This is a genomic window from Flavobacterium soli DSM 19725 (assembly GCF_000422705.1).
In the GTDB taxonomy this organism is placed as follows: Bacteria; Bacteroidota; Bacteroidia; order Flavobacteriales; family Flavobacteriaceae; genus Flavobacterium; species Flavobacterium soli.
Genome location: NZ_KE383907.1, coordinates 80499 through 100157, shown reverse-complemented (window position 1 = coordinate 100157; position 19659 = coordinate 80499). Strand labels below are relative to the sequence as shown.

The window sequence follows — 19659 nt, the reverse complement described above, 5'->3', positions numbered from 1 at the left end:
AAAAGTTTACTTTCTTTTACGGTCTCCGCCTGGTTTTCTGTCTTTATTGAAAGGCTTACGATCTCCTCTTGGAGCATCACCACCTTTACCACCGCCAGTACCAGATTGTTTTTTATCCATTCCAACAAGTGGAGAAAGATCTCTCTTTCCGTAAACTTCACCTTTCATGATCCACACTTTGATTCCCATTCTACCATAAGTAGTATGAGCTTCTGCCAAAGCATAATCAATATCAGCTCTGAAAGTTGATAGAGGAATTCTACCTTCTTTGAAACCTTCTGAACGTGCCATTTCAGCCCCATTCAAACGACCAGAAATCAAAACTTTAATTCCTTCTGCATTCATTCTCATAGATGCAGCGATAGCCATTTTAATAGCTCTTCTGTAAGAAATACGGCTTTCAATTTGACGACAGATACTTGTTGCAACTAAAAAAGCATCTAACTCAGGTCTTTTAATTTCAAAGATGTTAATTTGAACCTCTTTGTCAGTAATTTTCTTAAGTTCTTCTTTTAACTTGTCTACCTCTTGACCACCTTTTCCGATAATGATACCAGGTCTAGCAGTAGTGATAGTAACGGTTACAAGTTTCAAAGTTCTCTCGATGATTACTTTTGATACACTAGCTTTTGATAAACGAGCATGGATATACTTTCTGATTTTATAATCTTCGGCAAGTTTATCACCGTAATCATTTCCACCATACCAGTTTGAATCCCATCCTCTGATGATACCAAGTCTGTTTCCAATTGGATTTGTCTTTTGTCCCATCTTAATTATTTGCTTGTGTGTTATCTAATTGTCCCAACACGATTGTCACGTGGTTAGAACGTTTTCTAATTCTGTGTGCACGACCTTGTGGAGCTGGACGAAGTCTTTTCAACATCATTCCACCATCTACTCTGATCTCTTTAACGATTAAGCCTGCTTCAGCTACGTTACCTTCTGCATTTTTCTGTTCCCAATTGTTGATTGCAGATAACAAAAGTTTTTCTAACTTTCTTGAAGCTTCTTTAGAGCTGAATCTTAATATATTCAAAGCTCTTTCCACTTTCTGACCTCTTACTAGATCTGCTACTAAGCGCATTTTTCTAGGTGAAGTAGGGCAGTTATTCAATTTTGCGAAGGCAATCTGCTTGTTAGCTTCTTTGATGCCTTCAGCTCTTTCTCTTTTACGAACTCCCATTGCTTCTTATTTTTTACCTTTATTTTTTGCTCCAGCGTGACCTCTAAAAGATCTTGTTGGTGAAAATTCTCCTAATTTGTGACCTACCATGTTTTCTGTTACGTAAACTGGTACAAACTGACGACCGTTATGAACTGCGATAGTCTGTCCAACAAAATCTGGAGTAATCATTGAAGCTCTAGACCATGTCTTTACAACTCCTTTATTACCTTTTTCAATATTTTCTTGAACTTTCTTATCTAATTTATAATGTACAAAAGGTCCTTTTTTTAATGAACGTGCCATATCTTATTATTTCTTTCTACGTTCTACGATATACTTATTACTCGGGTTTTTCTTAGAACGAGTTCTATAACCTTTAGCAGGAACTCCGTTTCTTGAACGAGGGTGTCCTCCTGATGAACGACCTTCACCACCACCCATTGGGTGATCGACAGGGTTCATTGCAACTGGTCTTGTTCTAGGTCTTCTACCTAACCATCTTGTTCTACCTGCTTTTCCAGATACGACCAATTGATGATCAGAATTAGATACTGCTCCAATTGTTGCTGAACAAGTAAGCAAGATTAATCTTGTTTCACCTGAAGGCATTTTGATTGTAGCATATTTTCCATCTCTTGCCATTAATTGAGCGAAAGTTCCAGCAGAACGAGCAATTACAGCTCCTTGACCTGGACGTAACTCAATACAAGAGATAACAGTTCCTAAAGGAATCTTGCTTAATGGAAGTGTATTACCAATTTCCGGTTGAGCATCAGCACCAGAAACTAATTTCTGACCTACTTGCAATCCGTTTTGAGCAATAACATACGTTTTCTCTCCATCAGCATAAGCTAACAAAGCGATAAATGCAGTACGATTTGGATCATATTCAATCGATTTCACTGAAGCTGGAATTCCATCTTTAGTTCTTTTGAAATCGATGATACGATATCTCTGCTTGTGACCACCACCCGTATAACGCATGGTCATCTTTCCTTGACTATTTCTACCTCCAGAGTTTTTTATCGGTGCTATCAAAGAGCGTTCCGGCTTATCAGTTGTAATGGCGTCATAACCATTCACAACTCTAAATCGCTGACCTGGGGTAATAGGTTTTAATTTTCTAACTGACATAATGCTGCCTAAATTTATTAGATATTATTGTAAAAATCTATTGTTTCTCCTTCTTGTACTTGTACCATTGCTTTCTTGAAAGCATTAGACTTTCCACTGATCAAACCACTTTTAGTGTATTTTGTAGTTCTGTCGGGTCTCACATTCATTGTATTAACAGCAGTAACCGTTACTCCGTAAGTAGCCTCAACTGCTTTCTTAATTTGCACTTTGTTTGCTTTTTTATCTACAACGAAACCGAAACGGTTAGAAACTTCACTTTCTTTGGTTACTTTTTCAGTTACTATAGGTTTAATTATGATGCTCATATTCCTATTATTTGCTTAAATTTTCTTCAATTCCTTCTAAAGAACCTTCCAAAAGCACTAAATTATTAGCGTTAAGAATGGCATAAGTACTTAATTCTGAGCTACTTACAACGTTAGAAGCTTTTAAATTGCGTGACGACAAATATACATTTTTATTCGATTCACCCAACACAAATAATGATTTTTTATTCTCTAACCCTAAAGCTTTCAAAACGTTAATGAAATTTTTAGTGTTTGGAGTTTCAAAATTGAAGTCTTCTAAAACGATTATATTTGACTCTTTTGCTTTGATAGAGAAAGCTGATTTTCTTGCCAATCTTTTCAAGCTTTTATTCAATTTGAATGAATAACTTCTTGGTCTTGGACCGAATACTGTACCTCCACCTTTAAACAAAGGGTTCTTTGCGCTACCAGCACGAGCTGTACCAGTACCTTTTTGCTTTTTAATCTTACGAGTTGATCCAGCAACTTCAGCTCTTTCTTTAGCTTTATGCGTTCCTTGTCTTTGATTGGCAAGGTACTGCTTTACATCAAGATATACTGCGTGATTGTTTGGCTCGATTGCGAATACTGAATCAGAAAGAGTGATCGTTCTGCCAGTTTCTTTTCCGTTGAAATTTAAAACTTTTACTTCCATTACTTCTGAATGATTACATAAGAGTTTTTATGCCCAGGAACACATCCTTTGATCACAAGTAGATTCTTATCAGCAACTACTTTTAAAACTCTAAGATTTTGTACTTTCACATTATCTCCTCCCATTCTTCCAGCCATACGCATTCCTTTGAATACTCTAGATGGATAAGAAGAAGCTCCTACAGAACCTGGCGCTCTTAAACGGTTGTGTTGACCGTGAGTTGCCTGTCCAACACCACCAAAACCGTGACGTTTTACAACCCCTTGAAAACCTTTACCTTTTGAGACACCTTGTACATCTACAAATTCTCCTTCTTCAAAAATGGAAACATCGATGATGTCACCTAATTTTTGTTCAGTTGCAAATTCTTGAAATTCAACGACTTTTTTCTTCGCTACAGTTCCAGCCTTTTTAAAGTGACCTACGGCCGCTTGAGTGGAATGTTTCTCAGTTTTGTCATCGAAACCAAGTTGCAACGCTTCGTACCCGTCAACACCTTTGGTTCTGACTTGGGTAACAACACATGGCCCAGCCTCAATAACAGTACATGGAATATTTTTTCCATTCTCGTCAAAGATACTAGTCATGCCAATTTTTCTTCCGATTAACCCAGACATATTAAACATTTATTAATTAAACAATTACTTTTGGGTAATTTTCGCCCCAAAAAGGTTGCAAATGTATCGTTTTTTTTTTTGATTAACAATACGTTATGCTTCTTTTTTTGAAAATCTTATTTCAAGACCAAAAAAAGAAAAAATAAAAAAGCGAAACATAAGTAAAACCTATGTTTCGCCTCTATAAAGTTCAAAATATAATTATACTTTGATTTCAACTTCAACACCACTTGGCAACTCTAATTTCATTAGAGCATCAATAGTTTTTGAAGATGAAGAGTAAATATCAATCAATCTCTTGTATGACATTACTTCAAATTGTTCTCTCGCTTTTTTGTTAACGTGTGGAGAACGTAATACAGTGAAAAGTTTTTTGTGAGTTGGTAACGGAATTGGACCAGTTACTACTGCACCCGTACTTTTTACGGTTTTTACAATCTTTTCAGCAGACTTGTCCACCAACATGTGATCGTAAGATTTTAGTTTTATTCTGATTTTTTGACTCATTTTCTTTAGAATTAAGCGTTACCTTTTGCTTTTTTGATTACCGCTTCAGATATATTAGAAGGCGTTTCAGTATAGTGTGAAAATTCCATTGTTGAAGTTGCTCTACCTGATGACAATGTTCTCAATGTAGTTACATATCCAAACATTTCAGACAAAGGCACATCAGCTTTAATTGTTTTAGCACCATTTCTGTCCCCCATATCATTCACCTGACCTCTACGACGGTTGATATCACCAACGATATCTCCCATGTTTTCTTCTGGTGTGATTACTTCCATTTTCATGATTGGCTCAAGAATTACAGCTCCAGCAGCTTTAGCTACTTCTCTATAACCCATTCTTGCCGCTAATTCAAAAGAAAGCGCATCTGAATCCACCGGGTGGAAAGACCCATCCAATAAAGTTACTTTCAAACTATCTACTTGATAACCTGCTAAAGGACCCGTTTTCATAGCTTCTCTGAAACCTTTTTCTACAGATGGAATATATTCTTTAGGAACATTACCACCTTTAACCTCATTTACGAACTGCAATCCAACTGGAACTTTACCGTCAACTTCATCAGCTGGCTCTAATCTAAATACGATATCACCGAATTTACCACGTCCACCTGATTGTTTTTTATAAGTTTCTCTATGTGTTGCAGATTTTGTAAACGCTTCTTTATATTCAACTTGAGGCTCACCTTGGTTTACTTCAACTTTAAATTCACGTTTCATACGATCTACAAGGATATCCAAGTGAAGCTCACCCATACCCGAGATAATGGTTTGCCCAGAAGCCTCGTCAGTTCTAACTGTAAACGTTGGATCCTCTTCAGCTAATTTAGCCAAAGCCATACCCATTTTATCTACGTCAGCTTTTGTCTTAGGCTCAATAGCGATACCAATTACCGGTGCAGGGAATTTCATTGACTCAAGAATAATTGGGTGTTTTTCATCACACATTGTATCTCCAGTCTTGATATCTTTAAATCCAACTGCTGCTCCAATATCACCTGCTTCGATATATTCGATTGGATTTTGCTTATTAGCATGCATTTGGTAGATACGAGAAATTCTTTCTTTGTTCCCAGAACGTGTATTCAAGATATAAGAACCCGCATCCAAACGACCTGAATATGCACGGAAGAAAGCCAAACGACCTACGAATGGGTCAGTTGCAATCTTAAATGCAAGAGCCGCGAAAGGCTCTTTTACATCAGGACGACGTAGGATTTTAGCTTGATCTTCTTCTAACAATTCAGCATCATCAGGGTGAATTCCTTCGATACCTTCTTTATCCAATGGAGATGGCAAGTATTTACATACAGCATCTAACATGAATTGAACTCCTTTGTTTTTGAAAGAAGAACCAGCAATCATAGGGATGATCGCCATATCGATTGTAGCAGCTCTCAAAGCAACATTGATTTCCTCTTCTGTGATAGAATCCGGATCTTCCATGTACTTGTCAAGCAAGTTTTCATCATAATCAGCAACTGCCTCAATAAGGATATCTCTGTACTCTTTTACTTCATCCACCATATCAGCTGGAATTTCGATAATATCGAAAGTAGCTCCTTGAGTTGCATCATGCCAAACGATAGCTTGGTTTTTCACCAAATCCACAACACCTTTGAAATCATTTTCCTCACCAATTGGCAAAGTGATTGCAACTGCGTTTGATTTTAGCATATCTCTAACCTGCTGACAAACGTTCAGGAAGTTAGAACCCTGACGGTCCATCTTGTTAACGAATCCCATACGTGGAACTCTATATTGATCAGCAAGTCTCCAGTTTGTTTCTGATTGAGGTTCAACACCATCAACAGCACTAAACAAGAAAACCAAACCATCTAATACTCTTAATGAACGGTTTACCTCTACAGTAAAATCCACGTGTCCAGGAGTATCGATAATATTAAAGTGATAAGCTAATGTTTCTGGCAAGGCTTTACCTTGTTCAGTTGGAAAATTCCACTCACAAGTTGTAGCAGCAGATGTAATGGTAATACCTCTTTCTTGCTCTTGTGCCATCCAGTCCATAGTTGCAGCACCATCGTGCACCTCACCTATTTTATGTGATTTTCCTGTATAAAAAAGGATACGCTCCGTTGTTGTTGTTTTACCAGCATCAATGTGAGCTGCAATTCCAATATTTCTTGTATATTTTAGATCTCTAGCCATTTCCTATGTATTAAAATCTAAAGTGTGAGAATGCTTTGTTTGCTTCAGCCATTTTGTGAGTATCCATTCTCTTTTTAACAGCAGCACCTTCTTCTTTAGCAGCAGCTAAAACTTCAGAAGCTAGTTTTTGAGCCATAGATTTCTCGTTTCTTCTACGAGCATAAAGTATCATCCACTTCATTGCCATAGAGATCTTACGATCTGGTCTGATTTGCATTGGAATTTGGAATGTAGCTCCACCAACTCTACGGCTACGTACTTCTACGTGAGGCATAACGTTTGTCAAAGCATCTTTCCAGATTTCTACTGACGATTTCTCAGCGTCTTGCTTTTTAGCTTCTACGATATCCATTGCATCATAGAATACTTTGAAAGCTGTTGATTTTTTACCATCCCACATTAAGTTGTTCACAAAACGTGTTACCAATTGGTCATTAAACCTTGGATCTGGCAAAAGAGGTCTTTTCTTGGCCTGTCTTTTTCTCATTTCTTCGTTTTTTTGTTAGTTGTTAAAGCCCATCGTAAAACGTGTAGCTTTTAACTCATAACGTGTTTAAGATTACTTTTTTGCTTCTTTTGGGCGTTTAGCACCATACTTAGATCTTCTTTGCGTTCTTCCTGCAACACCTGATGTATCAAGTGCTCCACGAACGATGTGGTATCTAACTCCTGGTAAATCTTTTACCCTTCCACCCCTAACTAATACTATCGAGTGCTCTTGTAGATTGTGTCCTTCTCCAGGGATGTAAGCATTTACTTCGTTACCATTTGTCAAACGTACACGCGCTACTTTACGCATTGCAGAGTTTGGTTTTTTTGGTGTTGTAGTGTAAACACGCGTACAAACCCCTCTTCTTTGAGGACAAGAATCTAAAGCAACCGATTTACTCTTCTTAGTTATCTGAGTTCTTCCAGTTCTTACTAATTGTTGAATTGTTGGCATAATTAATACTAAAAATTTCTTATGTTTTTTAAATTTCCCGCTTTTTACGGGGTTGCAAATGTAGTAATTATTTTTATTGAAACAAATCATAATACATTAATTTTCAAATAGATTAATATTCATTTCATTTTTATAGAATAGAAAATGGTTTTTTGCGTTATTTTTACAATGGTTTAAAGAGGGCAAATAATTTATCCTCTAGCCCCGATTGGAGCTACTATCCTTTTTGTTCTGGGGTTCAGAACAAAAAGATAGTAGTGGAAAGCGGGAAAATGGTTTCCAAAAATGCCCGAGCCCTTCGCTCCTGATAATTCGAACAGTTTGAAAAAAATTCTGCTTTTTATTTTTACCTTTTTTTACCTGAATTCTTTCGGACAGAATTTGCGTTTGACAATTGATGCAGAAAATGAAAAGGCAAAAAAAACCATAGATTCTCTGAGCTATAAAAAAGAACACGAAAATGCAAAATCAGTAATTGACGAGGGAAATTTGGTTTCGGACAGACTTACTAAGCTTGGTTTTATTGAAAATGAAATTCTAGAGACTAAAAAGATCAACGACACAACATTTAACTTCAATTTTCTAGTTGGAAAAAAAACTGAATTTATACATATACATATAGGTAGTGAATTTTCGAGTTACTTTGACAATAAAAATGACACCTTGAAGATTCGTTTTGAAGAAACCGAAAGCTTCCTGAATGCGACCTTGAACCAATTGGAACGAAAAGGTTTTTCTTTGGCACGATTGAAACTGATTAATTTTAGGAAAGAAAAAAATACTTTATTTGCCGAATTATTTTTGGAAACTGGCAATCAACGGCAGTTGAACGACATTGTGATTAACGGTTATGAGAAATTCCCAGAAGGTCATAAAAAAAATATCAAGCGTTTGTACCGCAACAAGACGTTCAATCAGGAAAATTTGAAGAAAGTGTATGATGATTTCAATAAATTCCGATTTGTAAACCAGACGCGTTATCCTGAAATTTTGTTTACAAAAGACACCACCAAAGTATATGTGTATTTGGAAAAATCGAAGCCAAACAAATTTGACGGCTACATCGGTTTTACGAATGACGACGAAGATAAAGTCAATTTTAATGGTTATTTGGATTTGCTTTTAGTGAATTCTTTAAACGTTGGCGAGGAATTTACGCTATATTGGAAAAGCGATGGAAACGAACAACGTACTTTTAATGTTGGTATTGAATTGCCTTATATTTTCAAGAGTCCGTTTGGTTTGAAGGCGAATTTGAATATTTTCAAACAAGACAGTACTTTTCAAAACACAAAAACCGCAATTGACCTAGGGTATTACTTTAATTACAACACCCGTCTTTATGTTGGTTATCAATCAACTGAATCAAGCGATATTCAAAATACCAATAATTTCAGCATCAGCGATTTTGAAAATTCTTTTGTAACGAGCACCTTTGAATTTTTGGATTTCAAAGTAGATGATTTTTTATTTCCAGAGAAAACCAGAATCAGCTTGAAAGCCGGTTTGGGAAAAAGGAGTTCGAAACTGGAATCTAACAGCCAATCTTTTTTTGATTTCAATATCAAACACAATGTTTATCTGAACGAAAAGAACAGCTTCAACCTCAAGAGTCAGAATTTTTATTTGCAAAGCGAAAATTACATCATCAATGAATTGTATCGCTTTGGAGGCATCAACTCGATTCGGGGTTTCAACGAAAATAGTCTTCAGGGAAACTTATTGACTTCTATCCTGACGGAATACCGCTATGTTTTGGCCCCAAACATTTATGTGCATTCTATAATTGATTACGGTTATTACCAAGACAAAACTTCGGACATTAACGACAGGCTACTCGGAATTGGTTTCGGATTTGGACTACTCACAAAAAACGGACTTTTGAATTTGGTGTATGCTAATGGAAGCACGAAAGGCCAAACCATAAAGCTCTCTAATTCAATTGTTCACATCAGTTTCAAGACCACCTTTTGATTGGCAGATTTTTTATTACATTTGCACCATGGAAAAAGAGCATCAAATATTTGGGATTAGAGCCATTATCGAAGCAATTCAGGCTGGAAAAGAGGTTGACAAAGTATTTCTTCAAAAAGACGCACAAGGCGAATTGATGAAGGATTTGATGAAAGTCATGAAACGCAACAACGTCAATTTCTCCTATGTTCCAATCGAAAAACTAAATAGATTAACACCAAATAATCACCAAGGTGCCGTTGCCACAATCGCTCCAATTGCCTTTCAAAAGTTGGAAGATTTGGTAGAAAAAGTACTCGAAAGCGGAAAAACTCCCCTATTTTTAATCCTCGATCAAATTTCGGATGCACGAAACTTTGGAGCCATTATCCGGACTGCCGAATGTACCGGAGTTAACGGAATTATCGTTCAAAAAGCAGGTTCAGCACCCGTTAATGGTGATACAGTAAAAACTTCTGCAGGAGCCGTTTTCAACGTGCCTATTTGTAAAGTTGAACACATCAAGGATGCTATTTTCTTCCTTCAAGGTTCTGGAATCAAGACAATTGCGGCAACCGAAAAAACCGACGAAAATATCTATGATTTATCGCTCAACGAACCTTTAGCGATCATCATGGGATCGGAAGATAGAGGAATCAATCCTTCTGTACTTAAAATTGTAGATGAGAAAGCGAAGCTTCCAATGTTCGGAACCATCGGATCTCTGAATGTTTCCGTGGCCTGTGGCGCTTTTCTTTATGAAACGGTGCGACAAAGACAATAATAATTTTAGATTTCTTTCTCAGGAGCGAATCGCTTGGTTTGTATTTGGAATCCATATTCCTGCTGGAGCCACTCGCTTTGCAACAGCTCTTACGGCAGTTGCAAGAGCTCAGACAATGACTCCATCAGGGCTAAAAAAACAATCAAAAGGCATCCTTTTTATCTTCGGGATTTCCCTTATCCTGAACATTTTTGCTTTCAACAAAATGATAGGTTATCCTGAAATTCGAAGTTGAAGAAATTTCAGGATCAATTTCAAGTTCCGGTTCGGGTTTTGGCGGATTTACAAAGTTTCCATTTTCATCAAAACGTTCTAAAAATTTATCTCCTGTTGGGTCAAAATCAGGTTTCTCCCATTCATATTTGATCATTTTTTGGTATTCTGGTGTTTTGAAAATCACTGCGAAAACAAAACCTGTTATCAAACCAGCCAAATGCCCTTCCCATGAAATCCCGTCTTCAACGTCAGGAAAAACATACCAAATCAAACTTCCATACAACATTACAATCAGAAGCGAAAGCGCTACTAATCGGTAATATTTCGTCCTGATTCCTTTAAAGAATATAAAACTTACCAGAACATAAATCAATCCGCTGATTCCGATGTGATAGGATTCGCGAGCGATAATCCAAGTCAACAATCCCGAAAGCAATATTCCATATCCCATTATCTTAAAAAAATGTTCGCGGTAAAAATACCGCAAAGCAGCAACCAGTAAGAAAATCGGAATCGAATTATTATACAAATGTTCCATACTTCCATGCAAAAACGGACTGAAGACAATTCCTCTTAAACCCGTAAAAGTCCTGGGATAAATTCCATATTCCGTCAAATTGACCTTATAGGTAATTTCAAACCAAAAGATAACCCAAAGTGACAACACCAATAAAAGCGGCAATACAAAAACGGAAAGTGAAAACTTAAAATGGTTATCGTTCATTGGGAATTTAGGATTTAAGAATTGCGATATAGGATTTCAAATCAAGAATGTAACCAAAAATTTTTTAATGCAATTTTGGCAGAAGTTCACAAAAATTAGCGTAAATTCCATTAAAACAGTCAACCCTAATTTTACATTTATTTTCACAACATACATTATTTCTAAAAAAAATATTTGAGTAATTTTACAACCATGGAAGCACCTTTAGCAGAAAGAATTCGTCCTCAGCAATTAGAAGATTATGTTAGTCAGTCGCATTTGGTTGGCCCAAATGGCTCGTTGACTCATCAAATATCAAAAGGAATTATTCCTTCTTTAATTTTTTGGGGACCTCCTGGAACTGGGAAAACCACTTTGGCTCAAATCATAGCACAGGAATCAAAACGGCCTTTTTATATTTTGAGTGCTATCAATTCGGGCGTGAAAGATATTCGTGACGTGATTGAAAAAGCCAAGCAAAGTGGCGGAATTTTCACAACCAAAAACCCAATTTTGTTTATTGATGAGATTCATCGTTTCAGCAAATCACAACAGGATTCACTTTTAGCAGCAGTTGAAAAAGGATGGATTACCTTGATAGGTGCCACGACTGAAAATCCGAGTTTTGAAGTAATTCCTGCTTTACTGTCGCGTTGTCAGGTTTACATCTTGAATGCATTTTCGAAACAGGATTTGGAAGCCTTGCTTGAACGAGCGATGAAAACAGATGTTTATCTGAAAGAAAAAAATATCCAACTCAAGGAAACCGAGGCTTTGTTACGACTTTCAGGTGGCGATGGACGAAAATTACTGAATATTTTTGAGCTAGTTGTCAATGCTTCTAATCTTGAAGAAATTATCATTACGAATGATTTGGTTTTGCAATTGGTTCAACAAAACACCGTTTTATATGACAAAACTGGCGAACAGCATTATGATATTGTTTCAGCATTTATAAAATCGATTCGAGGAAGCGACCCTAATGGAGCGGTGTATTGGTTGGCCAGAATGATTGAAGGTGGCGAAGATGTGAAATTCATTGCCAGACGAATGCTGATACTATCAAGTGAAGATATCGGAAATGCAAACCCGACAGCTTTTGTAATGGCAAACAATACTTTTCAAGCGGTTTCCACAATCGGTTATCCCGAAAGTAGGATTATTCTGAGCCAATGTGCTGTCTATTTGGCGACTTCTCCTAAAAGCAATTCTTCCTATTTGGCTATTGGAACCGCCCAACAAATTGTGAAACAAACAGGCGACTTGCCGGTTCCGATTCATTTGAGAAATGCCCCAACAAAATTGATGAAGGAATTGGGTTATGGCGAAGAGTATAAATATTCACACGACTACCAGAACAATTTTGCCGAACAGGAATTTTTACCGGATGCCATTTCTAACACGCCAATTTATGTTCCTGGAAATAATTCAAGGGAAAATGGAACACGGGAGTTCTTGAAGAATCGCTGGAAAGATAAATATGGATACTGATTTGAGATTAAAACTTAATATCTAATTTCTCTGAAATCAATTTATCATCTTTATAATATTCAAAAAACCATTCGTTATTTTTCTTGAAAACCACACCGTTTTTGGCGTCCGAAACAGCAGTGTAATAATCAGCTTGCGAAGTTTTAAACATTTTTAGAATAACTTTTGGAGTAGTATCAATCAACTGAAAACCGTTTGTTATGGGTTGTGCAAAAAGTTGGTTTGGGTTTACAATCACTTCTTGCTTCGTTACTTCAACTGGCTGTGCTGTAGCAACTGGAGCTGTTTTTGTTTCTGTAACTACAGCGGGTTTGTTGCCGTTATATTTATAATTCAAATCTTTAACAGATTCAAATGCTTCATTCAGAGCTTCAGTGTAGGCATCTTTTCGATCTTTACTTTTGCTTTTTCCAACCTGTGACGTAAATATCACATTATTATTACAATCGGTAAAAGTTATTTCTAATTTAGTAATCAAAAAACCACCTCCTGGCTCTTTCACATCAACTTTTAGATAACTGCATCTTTCATTAAAATTAATATTTGCATTATCATTGGAGTAGAAAGCTTTAAATCCAAGATTTTCTAAATTGAATTTTGTTAAGGTATTTAAGCGGTAATCGTTTTCCTTTTTTTGGAAATCAAATTTTGTTGGAACAATCAAGTAAGGATAATCATTCACATTTTGTGCAAAACTTGAAAAACTCAATAAAACCGAAAGAAGAAGGATATATTTTTTCATATGTAAATATTTATTGTTTTTTTTTATTGGTCATATGTAATTGCTTCGCCAATTCGTAAGCTCGTGTCGCATATCTTGATTGGTTTTTGCGACCAATTTTAGGTCATGCTCATTTCAAATTATAAATAATTTTTTAATGCTAATAAAGTGTTGATGTGCTTAATATTTTCAGGTACTTCGGCATTGCATTCATTGAACAAAATGGCATCCAAACCAAAATTTAAAGCTCCTTTTACATCGGCTTCGATACAATCGCCAATCATTATGGAAGTTTCTTTTTTGGCTTTAGCCGAAGTTATTGCATATTCAAAAATCATAGGATTTGGCTTTTTCACTCCAGCCGATTCTGAATTGGTGATCGTTTGAAAATAACCACCAATATTAGAGTTTTTTAATTTATTACTTTGAATTTCATGAAATCCATTGGTAATAATATGAAGATTATATTTGGGTTTCAGATATTCTAAAATCTCAATTGTCCCTTCAAAAAGATGGTTAAATTGTGGCAAATAATGAATGTATTCATCTGAGAGAAAAAAGATTTTCTCATCATCGATTTCATACGAAAGCAAGTCGAAAGTGTCCTTTAACCTACCGTATCGCAATTGGGTTTGGGTAATTTCGTCATTTCTATAAAGTTCCCAATATTTGATATTGATTGGAACATAATGTGAAACGAACTGGTCAATATCAACTTCTATCTTGTGTTTGGACAAAACCGTTTTAAATGCCAAAGCAGAATTTTTTTCAAAATCCCACAAAGTATGGTCCAAATCAAAAAAAACGTCTGAAATTTTTGCTTCCAAAATTATTTTCCTTTAACGATTACTGCATCTTCGATATGGTAAATCCAATCCTCTACATCGGTTTCATTTACCCTGAAATTTCCTTCAAGTGTAACATATTGGTCGGTTTTTAGCTTCGGAGTTGCTCCTCTAAATTTGATTCCCATGATAGTTTCGGGTCCTGCAGCTCCGCAAAAAAAGCAAGATGCAAATACATTTTTGCTCAAGGCAAAAGAAACATTGTCAATCGGAACGATAAAACCCGTCATGGCAATCCTCTTCTTGTTTTTTTGTTTCAACAACGGACTGATAACCGGATACATCACTTCGCCATATTCCTTGTCTGGCTTTTTCACGAATTTAATCATGCCTAAAAGTTTCCAGTTTAACGTGTCAATTGCTGTTGGCATATAAACTTGTTCGTTGCCAAAATGTGTTGGGAAAAACGAAGCAGTTTCGAGTCTCTCAACCGGCTTTTTTGAATTTGGAATTACTTTTTTATTTGAAATAATTGCTTTTTCAACGGCAATTAATACTACCAATAAAAAACCTATAAAATATATTTTACGCATTTGCTAAAGTTTTTGAAATGTTTAATCTGTAGGCCTTGATTGCGGGAATTAATGCCGCAATTATACCTACAAAGATAGTTACTATAAATAAAACTCCTTCTTTTTCTAATGCAAAAGCAAAAGGATCGAAAGCCATTTTATAATCCTGTTCGGTTGTGGAAGAAATCAGCCACAGCCCTATTCTACCAAGAATTGTACCAAGAATAAATCCTGTGATGCAAAGCAAAAGGCTTTCGAAAAGCACGAGTCCTAAAAGCTGCAATCTACTCGCTCCACTAACCCTCATCAAGGCAAATTCGTATTTTCTTTCCTTCAAAGTGTTATACAAAGCGATAAAAATACTGATACCCGAAATCAACATAATTCCATAGGCCAAATACTGCAAAGCTTGTAAACCAATTCCAAACAAAGAGAACAATCTGTTGATTTCGACAGCTGGAGATGCAGCTTGCATATCAGTATTTTGGGCAATGAGTCTAGGCCATAAAACAAATCCCATCTTGTTTTTGAACTTGATCAAAACCGCTGTGATTTCTTTTCCTTCTTCGCTAATTTCGTCGTGATGAAGTTCTTCGCCTTCTTCATGAACATGACCTTCTTCACCATGTGGCGGATTTTCAACTAGAGCTTCTTCATGATCATGATGATGCTCTTCTCCTTCTTCATGAACATGTCCTTCCTCTCCATGTGCAGGATTTTCGGTATGGGCTTCATGGTCATGACTATCATGCATCGCCCAAACACTTGGAATATTAGATAAAATCAAATTATCAATCACTTTTCCCGTTGGACTTGCAATTCCTGAAACGATATATGCAAATTCTTCGTGTACTTCTCCCTGTTCTGCATCTCCATGTGATCCAAAAAATTTGTCACCTATTTTAATGTTTAACTTTTTAGCAATTTCACTTCCAATAACAACTTCAAAATCTTTACTGAATATTTTTCCTGTTTCGACTTTTGCTCCAAATTTTTCGAGATAATCTGGAGTTGTTCCAACTATTTTAAATCCCCGATAATTGTCGCCAAATGCTAACGGAATTGCCGTTTTGACAAAAGGGTGTTTCATCCAAGTTTTAGCCTCTTCATAACTTATATTTCCTGTTGGAGCATCCACTTGATAAACAGACGAAAGTATTAGTTGCAACGGGCTTCCTTTAGCACCTATTACTAAATCTACTCCATCAATATTGCTTGAAAATTGCTTTTCGAATTGTTCCTGCAATAAAATTAAAAGTGAAATTATCGCCACACTTGCCGTTAACAAAATGACACTCAAAATGGTATTTAAAGGTTTAAACCAAATATTTTTCCAGGCTATTTTTAGAATCATAATGAAATTATATTGGTGAAACGCTCTTTTAATCTTTGGTCGTGGGTAACAATAACCAATGCTGCATTGTACTTTTTTGATAAATCCGAAAGGAGATTGGCTACTATTATTGCATTTTCATCATCTAAACTAGACGTTGGTTCGTCTGCCAATAAGAGTTTTGGTTCATTGATCAAAGCTCTTGCAATTGAAACCCTTTGCTGTTGTCCAATACTCAATTGTGAAGGCAATTTATATAGTTGGTCTTTCAAATCGAGTTGTTCCAATAAATTTTGGGCCTTTTCGGATTTCTTTTTTTTATCAGATAACCAGGAAGCGAGTTCTACATTTTCGAGAACATTTAAAGACGATATAAAATGCGATTGTTGCAAAACCAAACCAATATTTTTTCCGCGAAAGTGATCCAATTTTTTTTCTGATAACGTATCCAGATTCACACTATCAATATTAATTTTGCCCGAAACAGGTCGTAACAAACCTCCTAGCAAATGCAAAAGTGTAGTCTTTCCTTTTCCAGAACCTCCAGTTATCAAGAGTACTTCGGCGGGATTGCAATTTAAATCTGGAAAGTCAAATCCTATAGTTGAATTATAGTTGAACTTTAAATTCTTTGTAGTGATCATGCTGAATTTCTATTTTATCAGTAAAAGCTGCAAGATAGTAAAACTGAAAAAAATAATTCCTTAAAATTGGGTTAAACGATTTTAAAAAATGCTATTGTCACGAAAACTATAATAGCTTTTTTCTGTAATAATGATATGATCTAAAACACTTATATCTAAGTTTTTACCCGCTTCTTTTAGTTTTTGAGTAATTTGCTTGTCGGCATCACTTGCTTGAAGCACTCCCGAAGGATGATTGTGCACCAAAATTAATGCTGTTGCATTGTGCTCAAAAGCGGCTTTGAAGATGATCCTTACATCGACAACTGTACCTGTAATTCCGCCTTTGCTAAGTTGCGATTTATAGATTACTTTGTTGGAATTATTAAGGTATAAAACCCAAAATTCCTCATGTGGAAGTTCTCCAATTATAGGTTGCATGATATTGAAAACGACCCTACTTGAAGTAATTTTTGTAAGTTCTACCGTTTCTTCAGAACCACGTCTTCTTCCCAGTTCCATTGCTGCTATTATGGTAATGGCTTTAGCTTCGCCAATTCCTTTGAAAGTTGTGAGTTGCTGCAAGGATAATTTCCCTAAAGCATTAAGGTTTTCGACACTTGCTAAAATACGTTTGCTTAAATCAACAGCACTTTCGCTTCGACTTCCAGAACCTATGAGTATTGCAATTAACTCGGCATCACTGAGAACGCTTTTGCCTTTGAGCATTAGTTTTTCACGAGGTTTATCGTCTTCTGCCCAATATTTTATTGAAAAAGGAGTATTGTCTTCCATGATTTTATGGCATTTAGTTATTGAAATGGTTTTTATAACACGTTGATACTTAAACCAAACTTTCTTCGTTTGAATATCAAATACTAAAATATGAAATCCTTTTATATCTTCTTTCTTTTTGTTGGTTTTTCTTCATTTGTTTTGGAAAAAAGTTTTGCTGAAAAACTTTCTGAAGCTGCGATTTCTTTAACGAAAGACAAGGTTGTTTATGATCCAAAATATGTTTCGATTCCTTACCCAAATGTCGATGTGCCAAAAGACAGAGGAGTTTGTACCGATGTTGTGATTCGGGCTTATCGGAAACTTGGAATAGACCTTCAAAAGGAAGTGCATCTTGACATGAAAAAAAACTTTTCATTGTATCCTAAAACATGGGGTCTAAAAAGACCTGACACCAATATCGATCATCGAAGGGTTCCTAATTTGCAAGTCTATTTTACGCGAAAAGGGAAAAGCTTAGGAGTTTCCAAGAAGGCTTCGGATTATAAAACGGGCGATTTGGTAACATGGATGATTGGTGGTAAATTGCCACATATTGGCATTGCAACAAATCGAAAATCTGTTGATGGAAAAAGAAATCTTATTGTTCACAACGTTGGTAGTGGACAAGTCTTGGAGGATTGTTTATTTCGATATGAGATCACGGGTCATTATCGTTTTGAAAAACCCTAAAGTTCCCAAAAATGCAAATAGGTTTTCCAATAGCCCCGATGGTGCCATTGTTTGAGCTCTTGCAACTGCCGTAAGAGCTGTTGCAAAGCGAGTGGCTCCAGCGGGAACATGGATTGAACAAATGCCTAGTGTTTCGCTCCTAAATAAGATTTTTAACTTCATCGAAATTCAACCCTCCATAGTTCCCAGAACTCATTAAAAGCAGGGCAATTTTCTCGGTATCAAATTTCAAATGGTATAAAAATTCTTTGAAAGCATCTGGATTGGTATAGATAACCAAATCTTTACGATTAAAAGATTGTGCGATTTGCTCATAAGTTACTTCTTCGAGTTGCTTGATTTTTACTGCATCTGGCGAATAAAAAACCACGGCAACATCTGCAGCATCAAGAGCTCCTTCATATTCTTTTAGAAATTCAGCATTTAGCGAGCTGTAGGTATGAAGTTCTAGACAAGCTATGAGTTTCTTATCTGGATACTGTTGTTTTACAGCTTTGGTCGTAGCCGAAACTTTGCTTGGCGAATGTGCAAAATCTTTATAGGCAACGTTATTTGCATTTGAAGCAATTTTTTCGAGACGCTTTGATGCTCCTTTGAAACTTGCAATGGCTTCGTAGAAATCGGCTTCATCGACACCCATATTTTGGCAAATCCATTTTGCTCCTGCAAGATTATTGAGATTGTGTGCTCCAAAAACTTCGATTGGCATGTCACCATCTGGGGTTTCAAGCAACGTGGTTCCGTTTTCAACTTTATAGGCTGGAGTTGAATAGGAAAGTTTTCTAATCGGATTTGTAGCAGCTTCAGCTACTCTCTTGACTTCTGGATCGTTTTCATTATACACTAATATTCCGCCATTTGTGATCTTCTGAATAAAAATTTCAAACTGCTCTACATAGTTTTCATAGGTTGGAAAAACATTGATATGGTCCCAAGCGATTCCTGATATCAAGGCGATATTGGCTTGGTATAAGTGAAACTTTGGGCGTCTGTCTATTGGCGAAGACAAATATTCATCGCCTTCAAGCACCATAAAATCGTTTTCTTCTGTGAGATGCACCATCGTGTCAAAACCTTCTAGTTGAGCTCCAACCATATAATCCACATTGATATTATGATAATGCATCACGTGCAAAATCATCGAAGTGATCGTAGTTTTTCCATGAGAACCACCAATAACAACACGGGTTTTATTCTTTGATTGTTCGTATAGAAATTGAGGATAAGAATAAATTTTTAGTCCTAATTCCTGAGCTTTCAAAAGTTCAGGATTATCAGCTTTGGCATGCATTCCGAGAATTACAGCTTCAATATCGGACGTTATTTTTTCTGGAAACCATCCCATTTCTTCCGGTAGAATTCCTTTTTTTTCTAATCGTGTTCTGGAGGGTTCGAAAATAGCATCGTCGCTTCCTGTAACTTTGTATCCTTTATTGTGTAATGCTAATGCTAGATTGTGCATCGCACTTCCGCCGATGGCTATAAAATGTGTTCTCATCTTTGTTGTTTATGAGTTTAGAAGTTTATGA

Annotated in this window: 23 protein-coding genes; 4 read left to right on the top strand and 19 right to left on the bottom strand. The window is 36.2% G+C overall.

Annotated elements, in window-relative coordinates:
• Positions 1-6 precede the first annotated feature (6 nt).
• From rpsC to rpsL, 11 genes are all read right to left on the bottom strand, one after another.
• The gene (gene rpsC / locus G508_RS0115965; RefSeq protein ID WP_026706245.1) at positions 7-771 is read right to left on the bottom strand and encodes a 30S ribosomal protein S3; all 765 of its coding nucleotides are present in this window, start codon (positions 769-771) and stop codon (positions 7-9) included.
• A 1-nt stretch (position 772) separates the two neighbouring features.
• Positions 773-1186: a 50S ribosomal protein L22 gene (gene rplV / locus G508_RS0115960; protein WP_026706244.1), complete on the bottom strand. Its 414-nt coding sequence runs from the start codon at positions 1184-1186 to the stop codon at positions 773-775.
• A 6-nt stretch (positions 1187-1192) separates the two neighbouring features.
• Positions 1193-1471 (bottom strand): 30S ribosomal protein S19, encoded by a 279-nt coding sequence (rpsS, locus tag G508_RS0115955; RefSeq protein WP_014085019.1) that lies wholly within the window; start codon positions 1469-1471, stop codon positions 1193-1195.
• A gap of 6 nt (positions 1472-1477) precedes the next feature.
• The gene (gene rplB / locus G508_RS0115950) at positions 1478-2302 is read right to left on the bottom strand and encodes a 50S ribosomal protein L2 (protein ID WP_026706243.1); all 825 of its coding nucleotides are present in this window, start codon (positions 2300-2302) and stop codon (positions 1478-1480) included.
• Positions 2303-2319: 17 nt separating this feature from the next.
• Positions 2320-2610 carry a 50S ribosomal protein L23 gene (gene rplW, locus G508_RS0115945; protein WP_026706242.1) on the bottom strand — a complete coding sequence of 97 codons (291 nt, stop codon included), beginning with the start codon at positions 2608-2610 and terminating at the stop codon, positions 2320-2322.
• Positions 2611-2617: 7 nt separating this feature from the next.
• The gene (gene rplD, locus G508_RS0115940; protein WP_026706241.1) at positions 2618-3247 is read right to left on the bottom strand and encodes a 50S ribosomal protein L4; all 630 of its coding nucleotides are present in this window, start codon (positions 3245-3247) and stop codon (positions 2618-2620) included.
• Positions 3247-3864 carry a 50S ribosomal protein L3 gene (gene rplC / locus G508_RS0115935; RefSeq protein ID WP_026706240.1) on the bottom strand — a complete coding sequence of 206 codons (618 nt, stop codon included), beginning with the start codon at positions 3862-3864 and terminating at the stop codon, positions 3247-3249. The genes rplD and rplC overlap by 1 nt, the downstream gene beginning before the upstream one ends.
• 201 nt (positions 3865-4065) lie before the next feature.
• Positions 4066-4371: a 30S ribosomal protein S10 gene (gene rpsJ, locus G508_RS0115930; RefSeq protein WP_011963470.1), complete on the bottom strand. Its 306-nt coding sequence runs from the start codon at positions 4369-4371 to the stop codon at positions 4066-4068.
• 11 nt (positions 4372-4382) lie between these two features.
• The gene (fusA, locus tag G508_RS0115925) at positions 4383-6539 is read right to left on the bottom strand and encodes an elongation factor G (RefSeq protein ID WP_026706239.1); all 2157 of its coding nucleotides are present in this window, start codon (positions 6537-6539) and stop codon (positions 4383-4385) included.
• A gap of 10 nt (positions 6540-6549) precedes the next feature.
• Positions 6550-7026: a 30S ribosomal protein S7 gene (rpsG, locus tag G508_RS0115920; protein ID WP_026706238.1), complete on the bottom strand. Its 477-nt coding sequence runs from the start codon at positions 7024-7026 to the stop codon at positions 6550-6552.
• Positions 7027-7098: 72 nt separating this feature from the next.
• Positions 7099-7482: a 30S ribosomal protein S12 gene (gene rpsL, locus G508_RS0115915; protein ID WP_007136570.1), complete on the bottom strand. Its 384-nt coding sequence runs from the start codon at positions 7480-7482 to the stop codon at positions 7099-7101.
• A 285-nt stretch (positions 7483-7767) separates the two neighbouring features.
• Between rpsL and G508_RS0115910 the strand changes: the two genes are divergently transcribed.
• Together G508_RS0115910 and rlmB are read left to right on the top strand one after the other, a co-directional pair.
• Complete coding sequence (locus tag G508_RS0115910) at positions 7768-9456, top strand: BamA/TamA family outer membrane protein (protein WP_051197709.1); 1689 nt, start codon at positions 7768-7770, stop codon at positions 9454-9456.
• 28 nt (positions 9457-9484) lie between these two features.
• Positions 9485-10219, top strand: a complete 735-nt coding sequence (gene rlmB, locus G508_RS0115905) for a 23S rRNA (guanosine(2251)-2'-O)-methyltransferase RlmB (RefSeq protein ID WP_026706236.1) — start codon at positions 9485-9487, stop codon at positions 10217-10219.
• A 142-nt stretch (positions 10220-10361) separates the two neighbouring features.
• On the opposite strand, the gene G508_RS0115900 is transcribed toward rlmB, so the two are convergent.
• A complete protein-coding gene (locus G508_RS0115900; RefSeq protein ID WP_026706235.1) occupies positions 10362-11159 on the bottom strand; it encodes a rhomboid family intramembrane serine protease in 798 nt (265 codons plus the stop codon).
• Positions 11160-11351: 192 nt separating this feature from the next.
• Between G508_RS0115900 and G508_RS0115895 the strand changes: the two genes are divergently transcribed.
• The gene (locus tag G508_RS0115895; protein ID WP_026706234.1) at positions 11352-12629 is read left to right on the top strand and encodes a replication-associated recombination protein A; all 1278 of its coding nucleotides are present in this window, start codon (positions 11352-11354) and stop codon (positions 12627-12629) included.
• A gap of 7 nt (positions 12630-12636) precedes the next feature.
• On the opposite strand, the gene G508_RS0115890 is transcribed toward G508_RS0115895, so the two are convergent.
• The 6 genes from G508_RS0115890 to radC form a co-directional block, all read right to left on the bottom strand.
• Positions 12637-13371, bottom strand: coding sequence for a hypothetical protein (locus G508_RS0115890; RefSeq protein ID WP_026706233.1), 735 nt, complete (start codon positions 13369-13371; stop codon positions 12637-12639).
• 119 nt (positions 13372-13490) lie between these two features.
• Positions 13491-14177, bottom strand: coding sequence for a YjjG family noncanonical pyrimidine nucleotidase (locus G508_RS0115885; protein WP_026706232.1), 687 nt, complete (start codon positions 14175-14177; stop codon positions 13491-13493).
• Between the two features lie 2 nt (positions 14178-14179).
• Positions 14180-14728, bottom strand: coding sequence for a hypothetical protein (locus G508_RS19195; protein ID WP_245569885.1), 549 nt, complete (start codon positions 14726-14728; stop codon positions 14180-14182).
• Positions 14721-16061 (bottom strand): ABC transporter permease, encoded by a 1341-nt coding sequence (locus G508_RS0115875; protein ID WP_051197707.1) that lies wholly within the window; start codon positions 16059-16061, stop codon positions 14721-14723. Before G508_RS0115875 ends, G508_RS19195 begins: the two co-directional genes overlap by 8 nt.
• Positions 16058-16684, bottom strand: a complete 627-nt coding sequence (locus tag G508_RS0115870; RefSeq protein ID WP_026706230.1) for an ABC transporter ATP-binding protein — start codon at positions 16682-16684, stop codon at positions 16058-16060. The genes G508_RS0115875 and G508_RS0115870 overlap by 4 nt, the downstream gene beginning before the upstream one ends.
• Positions 16685-16765: 81 nt before the next feature.
• Positions 16766-17458: a RadC family protein gene (gene radC / locus G508_RS0115865; protein ID WP_026706229.1), complete on the bottom strand. Its 693-nt coding sequence runs from the start codon at positions 17456-17458 to the stop codon at positions 16766-16768.
• Positions 17459-17548: 90 nt separating this feature from the next.
• Here radC and G508_RS0115860 point away from each other — a divergent pair, with 90 nt between their 5' ends.
• Positions 17549-18130, top strand: a complete 582-nt coding sequence (locus tag G508_RS0115860) for a DUF1287 domain-containing protein (RefSeq protein WP_026706228.1) — start codon at positions 17549-17551, stop codon at positions 18128-18130.
• Between the two features lie 139 nt (positions 18131-18269).
• Here G508_RS0115860 and G508_RS0115855 read toward each other — a convergent pair whose 3' ends face one another.
• A complete protein-coding gene (locus G508_RS0115855) occupies positions 18270-19628 on the bottom strand; it encodes a UDP-N-acetylmuramate--L-alanine ligase (protein ID WP_026706227.1) in 1359 nt (452 codons plus the stop codon).
• Positions 19629-19659 lie beyond the last annotated feature (31 nt).

Coding starts and splice junctions, on each gene's coding strand:
- rpsC (WP_026706245.1), bottom strand. CDS start 771: ATGGGACAAAAGACAAATCCAATTGGAAACAGACTTGGTATCATCAGA.
- rplV (WP_026706244.1), bottom strand. CDS start 1,186: ATGGGAGTTCGTAAAAGAGAAAGAGCTGAAGGCATCAAAGAAGCTAAC.
- rpsS (WP_014085019.1), bottom strand. CDS start 1,471: ATGGCACGTTCATTAAAAAAAGGACCTTTTGTACATTATAAATTAGAT.
- rplB (WP_026706243.1), bottom strand. CDS start 2,302: ATGTCAGTTAGAAAATTAAAACCTATTACCCCAGGTCAGCGATTTAGA.
- rplW (WP_026706242.1), bottom strand. CDS start 2,610: ATGAGCATCATAATTAAACCTATAGTAACTGAAAAAGTAACCAAAGAA.
- rplD (WP_026706241.1), bottom strand. CDS start 3,247: ATGGAAGTAAAAGTTTTAAATTTCAACGGAAAAGAAACTGGCAGAACG.
- rplC (WP_026706240.1), bottom strand. CDS start 3,864: ATGTCTGGGTTAATCGGAAGAAAAATTGGCATGACTAGTATCTTTGAC.
- rpsJ (WP_011963470.1), bottom strand. CDS start 4,371: ATGAGTCAAAAAATCAGAATAAAACTAAAATCTTACGATCACATGTTG.
- fusA (WP_026706239.1), bottom strand. CDS start 6,539: ATGGCTAGAGATCTAAAATATACAAGAAATATTGGAATTGCAGCTCAC.
- rpsG (WP_026706238.1), bottom strand. CDS start 7,026: ATGAGAAAAAGACAGGCCAAGAAAAGACCTCTTTTGCCAGATCCAAGG.
- rpsL (WP_007136570.1), bottom strand. CDS start 7,482: ATGCCAACAATTCAACAATTAGTAAGAACTGGAAGAACTCAGATAACT.
- G508_RS0115910 (WP_051197709.1), top strand. CDS start 7,768: ATGCCCGAGCCCTTCGCTCCTGATAATTCGAACAGTTTGAAAAAAATT.
- rlmB (WP_026706236.1), top strand. CDS start 9,485: ATGGAAAAAGAGCATCAAATATTTGGGATTAGAGCCATTATCGAAGCA.
- G508_RS0115900 (WP_026706235.1), bottom strand. CDS start 11,159: ATGAACGATAACCATTTTAAGTTTTCACTTTCCGTTTTTGTATTGCCG.
- G508_RS0115895 (WP_026706234.1), top strand. CDS start 11,352: ATGGAAGCACCTTTAGCAGAAAGAATTCGTCCTCAGCAATTAGAAGAT.
- G508_RS0115890 (WP_026706233.1), bottom strand. CDS start 13,371: ATGAAAAAATATATCCTTCTTCTTTCGGTTTTATTGAGTTTTTCAAGT.
- G508_RS19195 (WP_245569885.1), bottom strand. CDS start 14,728: ATGCGTAAAATATATTTTATAGGTTTTTTATTGGTAGTATTAATTGCC.
- G508_RS0115875 (WP_051197707.1), bottom strand. CDS start 16,061: ATGATTCTAAAAATAGCCTGGAAAAATATTTGGTTTAAACCTTTAAAT.
- G508_RS0115870 (WP_026706230.1), bottom strand. CDS start 16,684: ATGATCACTACAAAGAATTTAAAGTTCAACTATAATTCAACTATAGGA.
- radC (WP_026706229.1), bottom strand. CDS start 17,458: ATGGAAGACAATACTCCTTTTTCAATAAAATATTGGGCAGAAGACGAT.
- G508_RS0115860 (WP_026706228.1), top strand. CDS start 17,549: ATGAAATCCTTTTATATCTTCTTTCTTTTTGTTGGTTTTTCTTCATTT.
- G508_RS0115855 (WP_026706227.1), bottom strand. CDS start 19,628: ATGAGAACACATTTTATAGCCATCGGCGGAAGTGCGATGCACAATCTA.